At 60.8% G+C, this 15,973-nt stretch carries 15 protein-coding genes; 10 read left to right on the top strand and 5 right to left on the bottom strand.

What is annotated here, in order from left to right; translation table 11 throughout:
* The first annotated feature begins 22 nt into the window (after positions 1-22).
* From BGO89_10340 to BGO89_10300, 9 genes are all read left to right on the top strand, one after another.
* Positions 23-1,759 carry a hypothetical protein gene (locus BGO89_10340; protein OJX56913.1) on the top strand — a complete coding sequence of 579 codons (1,737 nt, stop codon included), beginning with the start codon at positions 23-25 and terminating at the stop codon, positions 1,757-1,759.
* A gap of 81 nt (positions 1,760-1,840) precedes the next feature.
* Complete coding sequence (locus BGO89_10335; GenBank protein ID OJX56912.1) at positions 1,841-3,169, top strand: signal recognition particle protein; 1,329 nt, start codon at positions 1,841-1,843, stop codon at positions 3,167-3,169.
* Between the two features lie 30 nt (positions 3,170-3,199).
* A complete protein-coding gene (locus tag BGO89_10330) occupies positions 3,200-3,661 on the top strand; it encodes a 30S ribosomal protein S16 (GenBank protein ID OJX56911.1) in 462 nt (153 codons plus the stop codon).
* Positions 3,662-3,738: 77 nt separating this feature from the next.
* Positions 3,739-4,200, top strand: coding sequence for a hypothetical protein (locus BGO89_10325; protein ID OJX56910.1), 462 nt, complete (start codon positions 3,739-3,741; stop codon positions 4,198-4,200).
* A complete protein-coding gene (locus BGO89_10320; protein ID OJX56909.1) occupies positions 4,197-5,918 on the top strand; it encodes a hypothetical protein in 1,722 nt (573 codons plus the stop codon). Before BGO89_10325 ends, BGO89_10320 begins: the two co-directional genes overlap by 4 nt.
* 71 nt (positions 5,919-5,989) lie before the next feature.
* Positions 5,990-6,466 carry a hypothetical protein gene (locus tag BGO89_10315; protein ID OJX56908.1) on the top strand — a complete coding sequence of 159 codons (477 nt, stop codon included), beginning with the start codon at positions 5,990-5,992 and terminating at the stop codon, positions 6,464-6,466.
* A gap of 604 nt (positions 6,467-7,070) precedes the next feature.
* Complete coding sequence (locus BGO89_10310) at positions 7,071-8,591, top strand: hypothetical protein (GenBank protein OJX57351.1); 1,521 nt, start codon at positions 7,071-7,073, stop codon at positions 8,589-8,591.
* Between the two features lie 74 nt (positions 8,592-8,665).
* Complete coding sequence (locus BGO89_10305; GenBank protein OJX56907.1) at positions 8,666-9,610, top strand: NAD-dependent dehydratase; 945 nt, start codon at positions 8,666-8,668, stop codon at positions 9,608-9,610.
* The gene (locus BGO89_10300; GenBank protein ID OJX56906.1) at positions 9,610-10,611 is read left to right on the top strand and encodes a hypothetical protein; all 1,002 of its coding nucleotides are present in this window, start codon (positions 9,610-9,612) and stop codon (positions 10,609-10,611) included. Before BGO89_10305 ends, BGO89_10300 begins: the two co-directional genes overlap by 1 nt.
* Positions 10,612-10,615: 4 nt before the next feature.
* Here BGO89_10300 and BGO89_10295 read toward each other — a convergent pair whose 3' ends face one another.
* From BGO89_10295 to BGO89_10285, 3 genes are all read right to left on the bottom strand, one after another.
* Positions 10,616-12,073: a replicative DNA helicase gene (locus BGO89_10295; GenBank protein ID OJX56905.1), complete on the bottom strand. Its 1,458-nt coding sequence runs from the start codon at positions 12,071-12,073 to the stop codon at positions 10,616-10,618.
* A gap of 226 nt (positions 12,074-12,299) precedes the next feature.
* The gene (locus BGO89_10290; GenBank protein ID OJX56904.1) at positions 12,300-13,310 is read right to left on the bottom strand and encodes a hypothetical protein; all 1,011 of its coding nucleotides are present in this window, start codon (positions 13,308-13,310) and stop codon (positions 12,300-12,302) included.
* A 31-nt stretch (positions 13,311-13,341) separates the two neighbouring features.
* A complete protein-coding gene (locus tag BGO89_10285) occupies positions 13,342-14,358 on the bottom strand; it encodes a hypothetical protein (protein OJX56903.1) in 1,017 nt (338 codons plus the stop codon).
* 60 nt (positions 14,359-14,418) lie between these two features.
* Between BGO89_10285 and BGO89_10280 the strand changes: the two genes are divergently transcribed.
* On the top strand, positions 14,419-14,763 hold the full coding sequence (locus tag BGO89_10280) for a hypothetical protein (GenBank protein OJX56902.1): 345 nt from the start codon (positions 14,419-14,421) through the stop codon (positions 14,761-14,763).
* Here BGO89_10280 and BGO89_10275 read toward each other — a convergent pair.
* Both BGO89_10275 and BGO89_10270 read right to left on the bottom strand, forming a co-directional pair.
* Positions 14,760-15,281: a hypothetical protein gene (locus tag BGO89_10275; GenBank protein ID OJX56901.1), complete on the bottom strand. Its 522-nt coding sequence runs from the start codon at positions 15,279-15,281 to the stop codon at positions 14,760-14,762. The genes BGO89_10280 and BGO89_10275 overlap by 4 nt on opposite strands.
* Positions 15,282-15,298: 17 nt before the next feature.
* On the bottom strand, positions 15,299-15,946 hold the full coding sequence (locus tag BGO89_10270) for a hypothetical protein (GenBank protein OJX57350.1): 648 nt from the start codon (positions 15,944-15,946) through the stop codon (positions 15,299-15,301).
* Positions 15,947-15,973: the final 27 nt, after the last annotated feature.

The following is a 15,973-nucleotide window of genomic DNA, read 5'->3' as shown; positions in this document are numbered from 1 at the left end:
GCTGTTGGTGGCATTGGGCGTAATGACGGCAGGTGCTTCGGCACAACTTTCCAACGTGACGTTCCTGCACAACTCGCCGGATCCGTCTCTGAGCACCATCGACCTGTACGTCACCCAGGCGGGCAACACGGTCAAGTTCGAGGACATCGAATTCCAGGCCGCCAACAACCTCGACGGCATCGCCATCTTCGATGACCTCGAAGTCACGTTCGCCATCGCACTCGGCAACAGCTCGGATGCCAGCAATCCCGTCGCCACCTACAACCTGCTCCCCACGCAGGAGAAGGCCTACATGGCCATCTTCCGCGGCGTCCGCGAAACCACGGGATTCGTTGCGAATCCTGACGGACAGAACATCACGCTGAACCTCCAGATCTTCGAAGTGGCACGTCAGATTTCGGACCCTGTGAAGGCCGGCCTCTACTTCGTCCATGGAGCCACCGACCTGGAAATCGGCGACCTCTACGTCCGAGGCCGTGCACAGGCAGCGATGACGAGCCTGAAGTACGGGATGAATTCGACACAGCCTCTGCTCCTCGACCGTGAACGCATCACGCTCGACTATACGAAGGCAGGAGACAAGACGCGCGTGACGGGATCGTTCGAAGTCGATCTCGGAACGCTGGCCGGACAGGTCATCGTCCTGACCCTTTCGGGATTCAAGACGCCGGAAGATAATCACAACAGCATGGATACGCTGTCCCTGCTCGCAGTGCTCGAGAATGGAAGCGTCGTCAAGTGTCCCATCCTTGCCGGCTCGCAGACGGCCCGCGTCCAGTTCGTCCATAACGCTCCGGATCCTGCCGTGGGTGTGGTCGACATCTGGATCAACACGGTCAAGAACACCAGCATGGACAACTTCGCCTATCGCAAGGCTACGGGCTTCGCCAATCTGGCTGCAGGCCAACCCCTCGTCATCGGCTTCGCCCCCGCGACGGCCACGAGCTATCGCGATACGATCAAGACCGTCACGCTTCCCGCCCTGCGCGCCGGACGTAGCTATACGATCGTCCTGCAAGGCCTCGTCGACACGACGAAGTTCCCCGTCAATCCCGACAGCCGCGATCTGAATCTCACGGCTCTGATCGTGGACAACGCCCTCGAAACCTCGAACGAAGACGGCAGGACGGTTCTCCGTATCGTCGACAACTCGCCGAACGCGCCGGAAATGGACATCATCACGCGTGCCGATACGAACCTCTTCTCCGGCGCACGCTATGGTGACTTCATGGCGGCATACAAGGGTATGGAACCCCGCGTCGATACACTCTGGGTACGCGATGCGAACAACAAGATCCTCCGTGGCTGGGTCGCCGACCTCCGCGGTACCAACCGTGCGACACTGGCGCTCGCCAGCGGCATGTTCGATCTCACCAGCGCCGCCCCCAGCGCCACCTTCAAGATCATCCTCGTCGATCCCAACGGCACGGTGAATGCATCGCTGCTCGAAGTCGCCCCTCCCGACACCTCGACATCCGTGGCCGAAGAAGGCATGGTTCCCGCCTCGGCATGGACGGTATCGCCCGTTCCGGCATCCGGTGACGTGACGCTGAGCGTCGCGGCCTCGCTGGTCGGTCCGGCCCGTTTCGACGTCTACGATGCTGCCGGCATGTTCGTCGGTAGCTGGATCGCCGCCGGTGCGGATGCCGCCTCCGCCGTCATCCCCGGATCCACGCTCGCGACGGGTACCTACCTCGTACGCGCCACGATGCCCGACGGTCGGACCATCGGCACGACGCGCTTCGTTATTTCTCGCTAAGTCTTTATATTTGTCGTTCTTCCAGCAAGACCCCGCCCCGAAGGGCGGGGTCTTGCGTTGTCAACAGCACTCAAGCAGGCCATGTTCGAAAGTCTAAGCGAAAAACTCGAGGAAGCGCTCAAGCGCATCCGGGGACAGTCCAAGATCACGGAAGAGAACATCGGTGAAGCTCTCGCCGAAGTCCGCCGTGCCCTGCTCGACGCCGACGTGAACTTCAACGTCACGAAGAAGTTCATCGACGACGTCAAGGAGAAATCCCTCGGCCTGGAAGTCAAGGGTAACGTCCTGCCCGGTCAGCTCATGATCAAGCTGATCCACGACGAACTCGTAGCCCTGATGGGCTCGACGAAGTCGGACATCGCCGTTGCGGCCCAGGCGCCTACCATCATCATGGTCGCCGGTCTGCAGGGTTCGGGCAAGACGACCTTCTGCTCCAAGCTGGCCTTCATGCTGAAGAAGAAGGGGCGTCAGCCCCTGCTCGTTGCCTGCGACATCTACCGTCCGGCAGCCATCGACCAGCTCAAGACCCTGGGACAGTCCATCTCCCTGCCCGTCTTCTCCAAGGATGACGCCAAGCCGCTGGAGATCGCCCAGGAAGCGGTCCAGTACGCGAAGAAATTCGGCCGCGACGTCGTGATCGTCGACACGGCCGGTCGTCTGACGATCGACGAAGAGATGATGCAGGAGGTCGCCGACCTCAAGAGCAATCTCAAGCCGCACGAAGTGCTGTTCGTATGCGACGCCATGACGGGTCAGGATGCCGTGAACACGGCCCAGGCCTTCCACGAGCGCCTCGAACTCACCGGCGTCGTGCTCACCAAGCTCGATGGCGATACGCGCGGCGGTGCCGCCCTGTCCATCCGTGCCGTCACCGGCAAGCCGATCAAGTTCGTCGGCGTCGGTGAGAAGGTCGACGCACTCGAACCGTTCTATCCGGAGCGGATCGCATCGCGTATCCTCGGCATGGGCGACATCATCACCCTCGTCGAAAAGGCCCAGCAGCAGATCGACGAGAAGGAAGCCGCCAAGCTCGAAGAGAAACTCAAGAAGAACCAGTTCACGTTCGAGGACTTCCTCGAACAGATGCGACTGATCAAGAAGATGGGTTCACTGCGTGACCTTCTGGGCATGATTCCCGGAATGGACAAGGCGATGAGGAACGTCCAGATCGACGAGAAGGCATTCTCCCGCGTCGAGGCGATGGTCCTGTCGATGACGATCGAAGAGCGCCAGAATCCCCGCCTGCTCAACGGCTCGCGCCGCAAGCGCATCGCCGACGGCAGCGGCTCTTCCGTTCAGGACGTCAACCGCCTGATCAAGCAGTTCGAAGACATGCAGAAGATGATGAAGAATATGACGCGCGGAAAGATGGCCAACATGTTCGGCCCTCAATCCCCCGTGCGTCGCTGATCAACCACATTTTCCCATTAGGAGACCCCCATGGTCAAACTCCGCTTGCGTCGCCGTGGTCGTAAGAAGCACCCCTTCTACGACATCGTAGCGATCGACGGACGCGCCCGTCGTGACGGCGCATCGATCGAACGGGTAGGGTACATCGATCCGATGACCTCGCCCAAAACCGTCGTCCTCAGTTCCGAACGCGCCCTCTACTGGCTGGGCGTCGGCGCACAGCCGACCGACGTCGTCCGCCAGATCCTGAGCCGCGAAGGCGTCCTGCTCCGCCGTCACCTTGCCCTCAAGGGACACAGCGAAGCCGAGATCGAAGCCGCCGTAGCACAACACCGCGACAAGGCATCGGCACGTCATACGCGCCTGAAGCAACGTCGTGCCGATCGTGCCAAGGCCAAGGCAGCAGCCGCTGCAGCCCCCGTCGAAGCGCCCGCTCCCGCAGCCGAAGAACCGGCCGCGGAAGCCGAAGCACCGGCAGAAGCAGCAGAATAATTCCCTTCCGCCTATCATAACGCGCAGGTTCCAACGTCGGAGCCTGCGCGTTTTCCTTTTTCTGCTGAAGTTTGCACATGCTCCATCAAACATTGCGCGATCTCTACGTCGTCGAGCGTAAACGCTTCAAACGTATGCTCGCCCTTTGCTTCACCATGGCAGGGCTCTACTGGCTGGTCATCTATGCCATCGTAGGATTCGACCTCACTCCCGATGCCGCAGCCGATGCACTGACGCTGCGCGCGGGGCAGACCGTCATCTACCTCATCCTCATGACGCTGTGGGGTGTGGACTATCTCCGCGAGGAACGACGCCTGAAGATCGTGATCGAGACGGCGAACGGACGCGATGTACGCCCCGATGCGGTGATGACCGCCGATATCGACGGCAAGCGCCTCGGAGCCTTCAGCATCCTGCGTCCTAAAGGAGCGGGCAAGGCTCCCTTCATCATGCCCCTCGTCAACCTCGCCGGCCTCGCTGTCGCCGCCTGCCTCATCGTCATGCAGTACGTCAACGCCATCCGCATGATCGCATCGTGACGACGACGGAACGCACCATCAGGCGTCTGTCGCGCATGCTCGATACTGCCGTGGCCGACTACAACAAGGATCCGGCTACGGCCGCGCGCACAGCGAACGATGCGCTCGTGTTGGCCGACAGGCTCCTGGACGAAGCGTCCCTTTCTCCCTCCGACCGTACGACGATCGTTACGGAACGTATCGCCGCCCTGCGCATCCTGGCCCAGCACTATCATTTCAATGGTGAACCCGACGCAGCACGTCATGCGGGCAAGACCGCCCTGCGCGAAGCACGGGCCCTGGGTGACGACCGCACACTGGCCAAATGCCTGCTCTCGTGCGGCAGTCATGAAATGCTGATCGGCGATCTCGACCTCGCCGAAGCGTACCTGACCGAAGCCCGCAATACGTTCGACCGCACGGGCCATGACGAAGGCGTCGCGATGACGACCTACAACCTTGGGATGCTGTACGGACGTCGCGACGATCTCATGCAGTCGCTGGAAGCCTACAACGAAGCACTGAACATCGCGAGGAACAGCGGCCTCAGCACCATCGAGGCCGGATGCTACACCAGCCTCGGTGCCCTTTACGAGCAGCGTGCGGAATACGAGCGTGCCGTGGAGCTGCACCGCAAGGCAGCGGCCAGGGCACGGGATCTCGGCGACAGGTTCATGGAAGGCAATGCCATCGCCAACGCCGCGACCGCTCTCTACAATGCGGGGTATGCCGAAGAGTCGACGACGATGATCGAACAGGCCCTGGCCATCCATCGCTCGCTCGGAAACAGGTATGGCGAGGGAACGCTGCTCAACAACCTGGCCGGCCGGCTGCTCTTCGCAGAGCGTCCCGCCGATGCCCTCGTCATGTACGAAGAAGCACTGCGCATCTGCCAGCAGTCGGGCCACATCCGCGAAGCCATCGTCGCCCGCTGCGGCCGTGGGACGTCGCTGCTCAGACTCGGCCGCATCGCACAGGCCGTCGAGGAAAGCGCACTCGGGCTGGCCGAAGCCAGGGTACTCGACGACACGCGCCTGCTGCTCCATTCCTGTACGGCGCACATCGAGGCACTGCTCACCTCCGGCGATGCTACCCAGGCACGAGCACTCTTCGACGAAGCGTATGCCCGTGCGGCAACGTCGGACAGCCGCTCCTACACGGTCATGCTGCTCGACCTCGGCACGCGCGTCTACGAAGCACTGAAGCAGTACCGCAAGGCTCTGGCACTGCAGCGGGAACGGTACGAGGCCTTCGAGCGGCAGCACCGCGAGGATGCATCGCGGCGAATGGAACTCCATGCCGCCGAACTGCGGCTCGCCGTCGCGGAGCGCGACAGGGAGATCCTGCGCCTCCAGAACGAACGACTGCGTGCGGAAGTGGACCGGAAGCTCCAGGAACTCACGTCCATGACGCTGCAGATCGCCGAACTGCAGCAGGGCAGGAAGACGTCGCGTGACGAAACGAAATCGGCATCGTGGACCATGTTCCAGGACAAGTTCAACACCCTGAACAACAGGTTCACCGAACGCCTCGCACTGCGATGTCCGGACCTCACGCCCATGGAACTGCGCATCTGTTCGATGCTCAAGCTTGGCCTGGCAACGAAGGACATGTCCAGCCTGCTCCACGTCACGGAGCGCGCCATCGAGAAACATCGCTACAACATCCGCCGTAAGCTCGGCCTCGATCCGAAGGTCAACATCGTCACCTTCCTCGAGCGTGCAGTAGTAGAAAGGTAGTACGGCAGCCGCCGTCATGGAACCGTAGGTTCGCAGCCTAACGGTATATCAATGACAAACGGAGCGCTGCCATGAACCACTTCCACATTCTTATTTTCGCACTGGTCATCACGGTCTTCACCACTGCATGCAGCAAGGACGATTCGTCGAACACCCCTTCTCCGTCCTCGGGAAACACGATGGCGGCGAAGATCGACGGCTCGGACTGGAGCGGATCGCTGACGGTGAGCGGAGTATACAGCAGTGGAGTCCTGGCCATCGCAGGACAGGACAACAACGTACGCCAGATCCAGATCCGCCTGCTCAATCCGAGCGGTACGGGCGATTATCCGATCGGCGGTACGGCCACCAATCCGCACATGTGCCAGGTTACGATGGGTACGACGCAGAATGACATGTATACGACGATGATCGGCGTCGGCAACGGTACCGTCACGCTCACGAAACTCAGCAGCACCGAGGCCGAAGGAACGTTCTCCTTCACTGCACGTAACATGGCCGGTTCCACGAAGTCCGTCACCGGCGGATCCTTCAAGGTCAAATTCTGACATCTCTTCAACCTTCAGATCATCCATGAAACCGTTCTCCATCGCCGCACTGATGCTGTTTCTCGCCTTCGCCGCAGTACAGGGACAGGACCTGCCCATCGCCTATCGCGAAGACTTCGACTCGACGAGTACGGAATGGGGCGACTATCAGACCCAGGACATCACGCAGAAGATCATCGACGGGTACTTCGTCCTCGACAAACGCTCGGAGACAGGCAACTGGCACGTGACGATCGGCGAGTTCATCGAGCAGGACAAGGACTACGAGATCGAGACCTCGCTCACGCAGATCGCCGGCGTGGAGAACCACGGCTACGGCCTCACCTTCCACGGCCCCAACCTCGACAACAGCTGGAACTTCGTCGTTTCGTCGAACGGCTACATCCGCATCAACAAGTGGGTCAACAACGAGTACAAGGACGTGCTGGCATGGAAGGAGTCGGGATACGTCAAGCCGATGAAGCAGACGAACATCCTGCGCGTGCGCAAACGCGGTTCGGAGTTCACCTTCTTCCTCAACAACGAGGAAGTCTACAGATGTCCGGCCCCGCGCACGACGGGCACGATGATGGGGTTCCACGTCAACGAGCGCATGACGGTGGCCATGGACTACTTCGTCCTCCGCACGAACCGCAAGCCCATCAACCTCGCGAAGAACCTGCCTGCATCCCTCAAGCGTACGCGGCTCTCCGACGCCGTTAACTCGTCCTCGACGGAGAAGAGCCCCCTCATCTCTCCCGACGGGACGATCCTCTACGTCACGCGGGAGAAGTACGATCAGAGCCCGATCGACAAGGTAAACAGCGAAGTCTATCTCTCGCAGAAGATGGCTGATGGAACGTGGAGCACTGCCCGCAACATCGGTCGGCCGATCAACAACGATGGACACAACTTCGTCGTATCCTCCACGCCCGACAACAACACGCTCCTGCTCGGCAACACGTATAACGGCGACGGATCGCCGAAGGGTTCGGGCTTCTCCATCAGCGAGCGTACGATCGACGGCTGGTCGATGCCCAGGACCGTCGAGATCGACGACTACGTGAACCACAACAAGTACATCGAGGCCTGCCTCTCCGCCGACGGCGGCACGCTGCTCATGACGGTGGAGCGCGACAGTTGCCTTGGCGAGCGCGACATCTTCGTGAGCTTCAAGCACGAGGACGGCAGGTGGTCGCGTCCGCAGCATACCGGCAACACCATCAACTCCTACCTCGACGAAGCGGCACCCTTCCTCGCCGCCGACGGCATCACGCTCTACTTCACGTCGGCCGGCCACAGCGGCTTCGGCAGTTCGGACATCTTCATGTCCCGCCGTCTCGACGATACGTGGAGGAACTGGTCGGAACCGGAGAACCTCGGCCCCATCATCAATACCAGGGGATGGGACGCCTACTTCAACGTACCGGCCGATGGCGCCTACGCCTATCTCATCGCCAACGGTCCGTCCGGTTCGCTCGACATCTGGCAGGTCGACCTTCCGCCGAGCCTGCGTCCGCGGCCCGTCGTCATCGTCAGCGGCATCGTCACGGACGCATCGACGCAGAAACCGATGGCCGCACGCATCCGGTACGAACGGCTCAGCGACGGTGCGGAACTCGGCACCGCCATGTCCGATCCCGCCACGGGCGCCTACAAGATCGTGCTCACGGGCGGCGAGGAATACGGCTTCCGTGCGGATGCCCAGGACTACTATGCCGTGAGCCGCAGCCTTTCGACGAAGGACCTCACGACGTACAAGGAAATCAAGCAGGACCTCACGCTCGAACCTGTCGTCATCGGCCGCGGTATCCGCATCAACAACCTCTTCTTCGACGTCGGCAAGAGCGACCTGCGCCCGGAATCGCGTCCGGACCTCGATCGCCTCGTAGCCTTCCTGAAGTCCAATGCCACCATCGCCATCGAACTCGGCGGGCATACGGACGACGTCGGCAAGGACAAGGACAACCTCACCCTCTCGGACAACCGGGCCAAGGCCGTCATGACCTACATCACGGAACATGGCATCGACGCCTCTCGCATCTCGGCGAAGGGCTACGGAGAGACGAAGCCGCAGTCGATGGACAAGACGGACGAAGGACGCCAGTTGAACCGTCGCGTCGAGTTCGTCATCACCAGAAAGTAATCCAACGCGAACGGCGCGGTCTTTCTCGCGGATGATACCGATTATCCGCAAGGCTGCGCCGTATATTGCGCCCCATGAAACGTGTTCTCATCACCGGCGGCGCCGGTTTTCTCGGATCGCATCTCTGCGATCGCTTCATTGCGGAAGGCTATCACGTCGTCTGCATGGACAACTTCATCACGGGTTCGCCGGACAACGTCGGCCACCTCATCGGCCTGGAGCGATTCGAACTCGTGCAGTACGACGTGACGAACTACATGTACGTCGATGGCCAGCTCGACGCCATCCTGCACTTCGCATCGCCGGCATCCCCCATCGACTATCTCAAGTTCCCGATCCAGACCCTGAAGGTCGGCTCGCTCGGCTCGCATAAGGCACTCGGTCTGGCCAAGGCCAAGGGAGCCCGCTTCCTGCTCGCGAGTACCAGCGAGGTCTACGGCGATCCGATGATCCATCCCCAGCCCGAATCGTACTGGGGCAACGTGAATCCGGTGGGCATCCGCGGCGTCTATGACGAGGCCAAGCGCTTCGCCGAAGCCATGACGATGGCCTATCACCGCTATCACAACGTCGATACACGCATCATCCGCATCTTCAACACGTACGGTCCGCGAATGCGCGTCGAAGACGGCCGCGCCATTCCTGCCTTCATGAGCCAGGCCCTGCGCGGCGAGCCCCTCACGGTGTTCGGGGACGGCTCGCAGACACGGTCCGTATGCTACGTCGACGATCTCGTGGACGGCATCTATCGCCTCCTCCACAGCTCGATCAACGATCCCGTGAACGTCGGCAACCCCGACGAGATCACGATGAAGAAGCTCGCGGAAGAGATCATCGCCCTCACCGGCTCGTCGAGCACCATTTCGTACAAGGACCTGCCCCAGGACGATCCCAAGGTGCGCCAACCCGACATCACGACGGCGACCACGCAACTCGGCTGGACGCCGAAGGTGGACAGGGCCGAAGGGCTGCGCCATACGCTGGCCTACTTCCGCAAGGCACTCGGAATCGGTGCCTGATGTTCGCCTGGCTCTCCACGGCACGTCGTCGCCTCCGGAGCCTCTTCCGCAGGCAGTCCGCGGAATACGCTTCCGTCGTCTCGCTCATGGCATGCATGATCCTGGCCCTCGGCAGCATCGTGCTCGGCCTGGTCCAGCATTCGCTGATCATGCAGACGAACGGATATCTGACGCTGATCGACATCGGTAACTCCCTGCTCTTCCTCGCTGCCGTGCAGCGCAGCATGCGCAGGCCCGACCTCACCTTCAACTACGGCTACGGCAAATACGAGAGCCTGGCCATCCTGGTCAGCGCCAATCTTCTCCTCGTCCTGACGGTATTCACGCTCGGCGAGGCGTTCTCGCTGTTCCAGCGGCCACCGGAAATGCGCAACAACATCATCCTCGTGGTGTGGAGCGTCATCTCCTTCATCGTGATGCGATGGACGGCCCGTCTGCTCGAACGCTATGCCCAGCGCTATCACATGCCCATGCTGCACTACGATGCCGAGCTGTGGCGTGTGGACTCGTTCGTCGAGATCGGCGTCGTCGTCGGCCTGGGTGCCAGCGCAGCCCTGCACGGCATCAAATGGTTCGGTGTGGCAGCGGTGCTCGACAGCGTCGTCTCCATCGCCCTCATCCTCGTCACGCTCAAGGTGCCGCTGCAGCACGGACGCGAAGCGTTCCGTCAGTTGCTGGATCGTACGCTACCGGACGAGATGCAGTACGAGATCCTTGCCATCATCGCCGAAAATTTCACACGTATGTGCGAATTCAGGAGCGTGCACACGCGGCAGTCGGGCAAGGACATTTTCATCGAGATCGACCTGGTGATGCCGTACGACTATACCCTGCAGCAGCTCTACGAGCTGGAGAAGCAGATCCTGGATGCCCTGCATGCGCGCTTCCCTACGGCTATTCCGCGCGTCTACGTGACGCCCTGCGACGGCTCGTGCGAACTTCACGGCACGAGTACCTGTCCCATCAAACGATCGCTGGCCGCCCCGCCGTCGACGCCCTGAAGGATCAGAACGGAACGTCGGGTCCCCCACCGATGAAGCCGTGGTCGTTCCCCGAATCGAACTGAGCGTCGTGATAACTGAGATTGTGGAACCGGGCCAGCTCCTTGTTGTAATGGAGGCGTACGTCGCCTACGGGACCGTTCCGCTGCTTGCCGACGATGATTTCGGCGATGTTCTCCGTCGAACGTCCGTCCTCGAACGTCTCGATCTTGTAGTATTCCGGGCGGTGCACGAACATCACGACGTCGGCATCCTGCTCGATCGATCCTGATTCACGAAGGTCGGAGAGCATCGGACGTTTGTCGGCACGTTGCTCGAGCGTACGGTTCAACTGCGAAAGGGCCACGATAGGAATGTTCAATTCCTTGGCCACCTGCTTGAGCGTATGGGAAATGACGGAGATTTCGCGTTCACGGCTCTCCGCCTTCGGGGCATGCATGAGCTGGAGGTAGTCGACGATGATGAGCTCGATCTTGTGCTCCATTTTCATCCGCCGGCACTTCGCCCTGAACTCCACGGGCGACAGGGCGGCCGAATCGTCGATGTAGATCGGGGCGTTCATCAGCTTGTCGATGCGCGCCACGATGTCGTGCATTTCCTTCTGCGACAGACGGCCGGAGCGCAGGGCCTGCAGATTGACCTCGGCATCGGCCGAGATCAGACGCAAGACGAGCTGTTGTGCGGACATTTCGAGCGAGAAGAAGCCCACGGCATGACCTTCGCGGGCAGCTTCGCGGGCGATGCTCAGCGCGAAGGCCGTCTTTCCCATCGATGGCCGCGCCGCGACAATGATGAGATCCGACGGCTGCAGTCCGCTCAACTTCTCGTCCAGCGCGGTGAAGCCCGTAGGTACGCCCGTCACGCCGTTACCGTCACCGGAGGCCAGGGCGAAGATGCGCTCGATGGCTTCCTTGGTGAGCTTCTTCATGCCCGAATAGGAGCGCTTCAGACGTTTCTCGGCCACGTCGAAGATGCGCTGCTCGGCACGGTCCACTTCATCCAGTGCGTCGGACGTTTCGTCGTAGCAGTCGGTGATGATCTCACCGGCGACCTTGATCAACTGGCGCTTCAGGTAGCGTTCGAGAACGATGCGCGCATGATGTTCGACGTTCGCGGCCGTGACCGTCCGCGCGGAGATGTCGGTGAGCGTATACATGCCGCCCACCCGCTCCAGCGTTCCGTTACGGCTCAGCTCGTTGTTCAGGGTCACGAGGTCGATTTGCACCCCGCGCTCGAACATGGCGATCATGGCCGTGAAGATCGTCTGATGCTTGTCGTGATAGAAGCAGTCGGGATCGAGCACTTCCACGACCTTGCTCACCGCGTCCTTGTCCACCAGCATGGCACCGAGCACGGCCACTTCCGCATCCGTCGAATGCGGTGGTATGTGTCCCGTCAGTTCGTCGAGTGCCAATACCTGTGCTGCCGTGGAGGGTCGTTTCGTGCGATCGTTCGATGCCATGGAGGACTGCCGATGATATGCTGTGAGTGTGTTCGTCGGGCGGAATGCAAGACTGCAAGTTTATCAAAAGGAAACGGCGCCGGCAGCACACCGTTGCTGACCCATTCTACAGCGGATCCGCATCGTTATGCACTGCGTCGTCTCCGGTTGTTCACCTGTCCGGTGCGGGTTATCCACCGCCCTGCGCGGATATGCACCGGTTTTCCCGAAGGATGCGCACCAGGCGCTATGGAATGACGATTTCGCGCTGAAGTTCCGCGCTGGCATAGAGGGCTTCGACGATCTTCATACGCTCGACAGCCTCGCCGACGGTGGAGATCATCGGCACCAGACCCTTCACGGCGTTCACGAAGTGCTTGAGCTCGGCTTCATAGCTCTTGCGGTAGACGAGCTGCTGCTGTTGCGACTTCGGCGGAGCCGGAGTGGTCGTATTGAAGGTGTTGCCCTGACGCTTGACGAGCTTGAACGGATTGATGAAGGCGCTGCCCTTCTTTCCGAAGACGTTGCAGTAGTAGAGGTCTTCGGCACGCATGAGGGACCAGCTCGTTTCGACCGTGGCGACGCTGCCGTTCTCGAAATGCAGCATGGCCACGACGACGTCCTCGACGCTCTTCGTCTCGTGGTGGAAGGTGCTGCCCACGACGCTGCGTACGCGGCCGAAGTTGAAGACGTGGAGAATCATGTCGATGACGGTGATGCCGAGATCGATCAGCACTCCGCCGCCGCTCTTGTCGGCCTGCGCGAGCCATCGGGCATCCGTGCTCCGCTGCTTCACCCAGCCGGCCTTGACGTAGAAGACGGGACCGATGTCGCCACGGTCCACGGCATTCTTCATGTTGACGACGTCCGGGCGGAAGCGGTGATTCATTCCCACCATGACCTGGACGTTGTGCTCCTGTGCCGCGACCTTGATGTCCATCGCCTCCTGCAGCGTACGGCCGACGGGGCGTTCCACGAAGACGTCCTTACCGGCCTGGATGGCCTGCAGGGCCACGTCGTGGTGCCCGTCCGTACTCGTCGTCACCACCACGGCCTGGACACCGGGTATAGCCAGTGCGTCCTCGACGGTCCGCACGGCATGGGGCACCTTGTACCGTTCCGCGAGGATCCGCGCCTTCGAGATCTGGCGATCGGCGATGCCCAGCAGCTTGACGCCGGGCATGGCGGCGAGGATCGGAAGATGGATGTTCTGCGCAATGTTCCCTGCGCCGATCAGGACTACACCGATTGATTGCATACGAGCGGATCGTGGATGATGATGGGCAAATCTACGGCTTCTGCAGTGCCTCCAGGACTTCCTGCACGGTGATGCCGTTCATGCACAGGAAGTGACCTTTGGGACATGCCGCCCGCCCGATATGACTGCAGGGCCTGCAACCGAGATCATGCTGCACGATGACGTGACGAACGCCATACGGTGCGAAGCCGAGCTCGGGAACGGTCGACCCGAATATGGCTACGACAGGCAAACGCCGTGCCGATGCCAGATGCATCACACCCGTGTCGTTCGTGACGATGGCGTCGCAGGTATCGAGAACGCGCGCAGTGTCCTGGATGCCGCCGATTCCATCGGCGCGCTCCACCGGAACGCCACTCGATGCGGCGATTCCGTCGCACAGTTCCCGGTCGTCCGGCCCTCCCACCAGGACGGGCACCAGGCCCTGCTCCTCCACAAGACGGCGACACAATTCGGCGAAACGTACGGCCGGCCAGCGTTTCGTGGCATGATGGGCACCAGGAGCGACGGCGATACGACCGCGAACGACAGCGGTATGGGCATCGGGCGGATAGTAGCCGAGCGTCCTCTCTTCGGGCAGCCATACTTCCGGACCGTCGCTGTCGAATGCCAGCGGCAGATGGGCCACGGACTTGCGGTACCGCGCCACGACGGGGATGATGGGCTGCGGACGCCGTTTGAGATAGACGAGGGCGAGTTTCTCGAGACGATGCTTCGGTGCCCGCACGGCGTCCCGGCCGAGTCCCTTGCGCAGAGCGGCGGAACGGAAGTTGTTCTGCAGGTCGACGACGAGGTCGTAGTGACCGCCTGGCACGGATTCGCGCATGGCGAGTTTCACGTCGTCCAGTTCGGGGTCGGGGCTGGTACGGGGCTCGATCTTCCACACCTTCCGGATGCGGGGATTGTCGGCGTGGACACCGGCGAAGCGACTCGCCACGGCGACGTCGATGATAGCATCGGGATAGGTATGCCGGAGCTGTCGTATCAGTGGTGTGGCGAGGATCACGTCACCCATCGACGACAGCCTGATCACGAGAATGGATTGCATACGCCGTTTTTTTGGGATATTTGCCGCGTCGATTGTTCCATCCCCCGCAGTACGCTCACCATGAAGTTTTCCGTAGAACAGGACGATGAACTCGTCATCTTCACCATCAAGGAACCGTCACTCGATTCCACCAACGCCCCCGAAGTGAAGAGCGAGCTGCTGATCCTGTGTCAGCCGAACGTCAAGGCCCTCGTCATCGACATGTCGATGGTACATTTCTGCGATTCACAGGGCCTGAGTTCGCTCCTGCTGGCACATCGCCAGATGTCGGAAGCGGAAGGCTTCGTCATCCTCGTCGGCATGCAGGATCAGGTACGCAACCTGTTCCGTATCTCGCAGATCGAATACCTGTTCGAATTCCATCCGACGCTGGCCGACGCCATCACCTGGCTCCAGGCCGATTAATTGTTCCTGGCTTCGGGCTTTTCCGGCAGCGGCAGCGAGCCGGGAAGGCCCATCAGCGGGAAATCCTTGCGCAGCGGATAGAGAGGTTCACCCTGCTCGTCCATGAAGTCCTCGGGCATGTAGAAGCGGCGCAGGTCGGGATGTCCGTCGAAGATGATACCGTACATGTCGTAGGCTTCGCGCTCGTACCAGTTGGCGCTTTCCCAGAGTTCGACCGTCGACGGAACATGGGGATGACGTTCCTGAACGGCGGTTTTCACGCGCAAATGCGTCTTGTTGGGAATCGAATAGAGGAAGTAGACGACTTCGAAACGATCCGTCGGACGCGCCCAGTCGATGGCCGTGACGTCGATGAGCTGATCGAAGCGCATGGCCGGATTTTCCTTGAGTTCCGACAGCACGTCGATCAGTTCCTCGTTCCGTACGATGAGGGTGAAGTCACCGTGATGCTCCACGGATTGTACACCGGCCGCCACGTTGCGGGCTACGGTCAGGATGGCGTCGTTATTGAGGGCCATGGATAGTCGTCCTTCGTTTACGTAGTGATCTTCTTCTGCCGACGCGCACGCTGACGCGCCCATTCCGGTACCGTGTTGAACACGTAGTCCCACAACGGATTGCTCACACCGTATGCCGTCTGTTCATCGACATAGTGGTGCTTCATGTGATATTCCTTGAGGAATCGTCCCGCCTTGTTGTTCATGTTCCAGTGATGCGTGGCGTAGTGGATCGTGTCGTACGCCACGTAGCCGAACAGGAACCCGCTGAACAGCCCCATATGATAGGGAGCTGCCACCGTCCTGAACAGGACGAAGAACAATATCGCCAACGGCACGCTGACAAGCAACGGCATCACGAGGCGCGTGGAGTCGCGCGGATAGTCGTGGTGCACGCCGTGGACGAGGAAGTGCAGCTTCTTGCCGAGGTCGGACGTCGGATGGATGTGGAAGGCGAACCGGTGGATGACGTATTCCGTCAGGGTCCATAACAGGATACCGCCGAGAAAGACACCTATGGTCGCCAGAATGGACGTTGCCATGATGCTGAGAACGGCGGCAGCGGTGAGCACCGGTACATAGACAACCGCTGGCAGCCACCAATGGATGTGGGAGAAGTATTCAAGAACGGGGTTCTTGAACAGCCTCACCGTCTCATCCTTATTGGAAACGAATTTCGCTCCCATGATTCCGTATCGAATAGTGGTATTGGA

The organism is Candidatus Kapaibacterium thiocyanatum, assembly GCA_001899175.1.
Classification (GTDB): domain Bacteria; phylum Bacteroidota; class Ignavibacteria; order Kapaibacteriales; family Kapaibacteriaceae; genus Kapaibacterium; species Kapaibacterium thiocyanatum.
The sequence above is the reverse complement of the archived record's forward strand: the minus strand, read 5'-3'. Positions and strand labels throughout refer to the sequence as shown.